Genomic DNA, 3,404 nt, shown 5'->3' with positions numbered 1-3,404 from the left:
CGAGTTCATCGTCGCCGACGCGGCGCGGCTGACCGTGGTGTCGATCGCCGACTGGGCCGACGATGCCGTCTACGTCGGTACCCACCACGCGACGCTGGGCAAGGACGCGGTGCTCAGGCACGTCGCGGTCACCCTCGGCGGTGACGTGGTGCGGCTGACCGCCAGGACGCGGTTCGAGGCGCAGGGTGGCGACGTCGAACTGCTCGGCCTGTACTTCGCCGACGACGGACAGCACTTCGAGTCGCGGCTGCTGGTCGACCACGGTCAGCCCAACTGTCGCTCCAACGTGCTGTACAAGGGTGCGCTGCAAGGCGACCCGGACTCCAAGCGGCCGGATGCCCACACGGTGTGGATCGGCGACGTGCTGATCCGCGCCGCGGCCACCGGCACCGACACCTTCGAGGTGAACCGCAACCTGGTACTCACCGACGGCGCGCGGGCAGACTCGGTGCCCAACCTCGAGATCGAGACGGGCGAGATCCGCGGCGCCGGACATGCCAGCGCCACCGGACGTTTCGACGACGAGCAGCTGTTCTACCTACGGGCCCGCGGCATCCCGGAAGACCAGGCCCGCCGGTTGGTGGTGCGCGGCTTCTTCGGCGAGATCATCGCCAAGATCGCGGTGCCCGAGATCCGCGACCGCCTCACCGACGCAATCGAACACGAACTGGCCATCACCGAATCGAGAATCAACTAGTCATGACCACACTTGAAATCAAGGACCTGCACGTCTCCGTCACGTCGACCGACGAGGGGGACATCCCCATCCTCAAGGGCGTAAACCTCACGGTGAAGTCGGGGGAGACCCACGCGGTGATGGGGCCCAACGGTTCGGGCAAGTCCACCCTGTCCTACGCGATCGCCGGGCACCCGAAGTACGTCGTGACGTCGGGGTCGATCACCCTCGACGGCGAGGACGTCCTGGCGATGACCATCGACGAACGCGCCCGCGCGGGCCTGTTCCTCGCCATGCAGTACCCGATCGAGGTGCCAGGCGTCTCGATGTCGAACTTCCTGCGCACGGCCGCCACCGCGGTTCGTGGCGAAGCACCCAAGCTGCGGCACTGGATCAAAGAGGTCAAGTCCGCGATGAAGGACCTCGACATCGACCCGGCCTTCTCCGAGCGCAGTGTCAACGAGGGGTTCTCCGGTGGCGAGAAGAAGCGCCACGAGATCTTGCAACTCGGCCTGCTCAAGCCGAAGATCGCGATCCTCGACGAGACCGACTCGGGTCTGGACGTCGATGCCCTGCGCATCGTCAGCGAGGGCGTCAACCGCTACGCCGAGACGGAGCACGGCGGCGTCCTGTTGATCACCCACTACACCCGCATCCTGCGCTACATCCAGCCGCAGTTCGTACACGTGTTCATCGGCGGCCGGATCATCGAGTCCGGGGGCCCCGAACTCGCCGACGAGCTCGAAGAGAACGGCTACGAGCGGTTCACGCAGGCCGCGGCCGCCGGAGCCTGACATGACTACCTCGGTACGGGCGTTGGATCCCACTGAGGTGGCGAGGATCCGCGCCGACTTCCCGATCCTGGCGCGGGTAATGCGCGGTGGAAACCAGCTGGCCTACCTGGATTCCGGGGCCACCTCGCAGAAACCGCTCGGAGTGCTCGACGCCGAGCGCGAGTTCCTAGTGACGTCCAACGGTGCGGTGCACCGCGGTGCCCATCAGCTGATGGAGGAGTCCACCGACGCCTACGAACAGGGCCGTGCGGACATCGCTGCCTTCGTCGGCGCCGACACCGACGAGCTGGTGTTCACCAAGAACGCCACTGAGTCGATCAACCTGGTGTCGTACACGTTGGGCGACAACCGTTTCGAGCATGCGATCGGACCCGGCGACGTCATCGTCACCACCGAGCTCGAACACCACGCCAACCTGATCCCGTGGCAGGAGCTCGCCCGTCGCACCGGCGCCACGCTGCGCTGGTACGGCGTCACCGATGACGGCCGGATCGATCTGGACTCGCTGCAACTGGACGAGCGGGTGAAGGTCGTCGCGTTCAGCCACCATTCGAACGTGACGGGTGCCATCGCACCGGTCGCCGAACTGGTGTCACGGGCCAAGTCCGTCGGCGCTCTGACCCTGCTCGACGCCTGCCAGTCGGTACCGCACCAACCGGTCGACTTCCACGCCCTCGACGTCGACTTCGCCGCGTTCTCCGGACACAAGATGCTGGGCCCCAACGGTATCGGAGTGCTCTACGGTCGGCGGGAGCTGTTGAACCAGATGCCGCCGTTCATCACCGGCGGTTCGATGATCGAGACCGTGACGATGGAGCAGACCACCTATGCGCCCGCGCCGCAGCGCTTCGAGGCGGGTACGCCGATGACGTCGCAGGTGGTCGGGTTGGCCGCCGCCGCAAGGTATCTCACCGATATCGGCATGGACGTCGTCGAAGCGCACGAGGACGAACTGGTCGCGGCCGCACTGGCCGGCCTCGGCTCGATCGAGGGCGTGCGCGTCATCGGGCCCGCGTCGCTCGAGCTGCGGGGCTCGCCGGTGAGCTTCGTGGTGGACGGGATTCACGCGCACGACGTCGGGCAGGTACTCGACGACGACGGCGTGGCGGTCCGGGTCGGACACCACTGCGCGTGGCCGTTGCACCGCAGGTTCGGAATCGCCGCCACCGCACGGGCCTCGTTTGCGGTCTACAACACACTCGACGAGGTCGACCGGCTGGTCGCTGGGGTCAAGCGGGCCGTCGAGTTCTTCGGCAGGGACTGACCGTGCGGCTGGAGCAGATGTACCAGGAAGTCATCCTGGATCACTACAAGCACCCGCACCACCGCGGGCTGCGGGAGCCGTTCGGCGCCGAGGTCCATCACGTCAACCCGACCTGTGGTGACGAAGTCACGTTGCGGGTGGCGTTGTCCGCGGACGGTGACACCGTCACCGACATCTCGTACGACGGCCAGGGCTGCTCGATCAGCCAGGCGTCCACCTCGGTGCTTACCGACCAGGTGATCGGTCAGAACGTGCACGACGCGCTGGCCACCATCGCCGCGTTCTCCGAGATGGTCTCGTCGCGGGGGACCGTCGAAGGTGACGAGGACGTGATCGGCGACGGCATCGCCTTCGCCGGGGTCGCGAAGTACCCGGCGCGGGTGAAGTGCGCTCTGCTGGGTTGGATGGCTTTCAAAGACGCACTGGCCCAGGCGAGCGCAGAATCTGACTTGAAGGAGGAACAGGATGAGCGAGACAGCCTTGCCGGATGAGGTGTTCGCCGACCTCGAAGAGGCGATGCGCGATGTCGTCGACCCCGAACTGGGGATCAACGTCGTCGATCTCGGTTTGGTCTACGGGCTGAACATCGAGAAGGGCGAGACCGGTGACATCGCGCTGATCGACATGACGCTGACCTCGGCGGCCTGCCCGCTGACCGACGTCATCGAGG

At 66.4% G+C, this 3,404-nt stretch carries 5 protein-coding genes; all 5 read left to right on the top strand.

Annotated elements, in window-relative coordinates:
• On the top strand, positions 1-697 hold a 697-nt coding region (locus tag QOC69_RS29595; protein WP_526446077.1), incomplete at its 5' end, for a SufD family Fe-S cluster assembly protein.
• 2 nt (positions 698-699) lie between these two features.
• Positions 700-1,470, top strand: a complete 771-nt coding sequence (gene sufC / locus QOC69_RS29590; protein WP_526446076.1) for a Fe-S cluster assembly ATPase SufC — start codon at positions 700-702, stop codon at positions 1,468-1,470.
• A 1-nt stretch (position 1,471) separates the two neighbouring features.
• Positions 1,472-2,734: a cysteine desulfurase gene (locus QOC69_RS29585; protein ID WP_526446075.1), complete on the top strand. Its 1,263-nt coding sequence runs from the start codon at positions 1,472-1,474 to the stop codon at positions 2,732-2,734.
• A complete protein-coding gene (gene sufU, locus QOC69_RS29580) occupies positions 2,731-3,225 on the top strand; it encodes a Fe-S cluster assembly sulfur transfer protein SufU (RefSeq protein ID WP_526446078.1) in 495 nt (164 codons plus the stop codon). Before QOC69_RS29585 ends, sufU begins: the two co-directional genes overlap by 4 nt.
• Positions 3,200-3,404 (top strand): metal-sulfur cluster assembly factor (locus tag QOC69_RS29575; RefSeq protein ID WP_526446074.1); only part of this gene is annotated, 205 nt, incomplete at its 3' end. The genes sufU and QOC69_RS29575, both read left to right, overlap by 26 nt.

The sequence above is a fragment of the Mycobacterium sp. genome, from assembly GCF_032162105.1.
Taxonomy (GTDB): domain Bacteria; phylum Actinomycetota; class Actinomycetes; order Mycobacteriales; family Mycobacteriaceae; genus Mycobacterium.
The sequence above is the reverse complement of the archived record's forward strand: the minus strand, read 5'-3'. Positions and strand labels throughout refer to the sequence as shown.

Excerpts from the sequence above, each read along its gene's own strand:
- sufC (WP_526446076.1), top strand. The coding sequence starts at position 700 with ATGACCACACTTGAAATCAAGGACCTGCACGTCTCCGTCACGTCGACC.
- QOC69_RS29585 (WP_526446075.1), top strand. The coding sequence starts at position 1,472 with ATGACTACCTCGGTACGGGCGTTGGATCCCACTGAGGTGGCGAGGATC.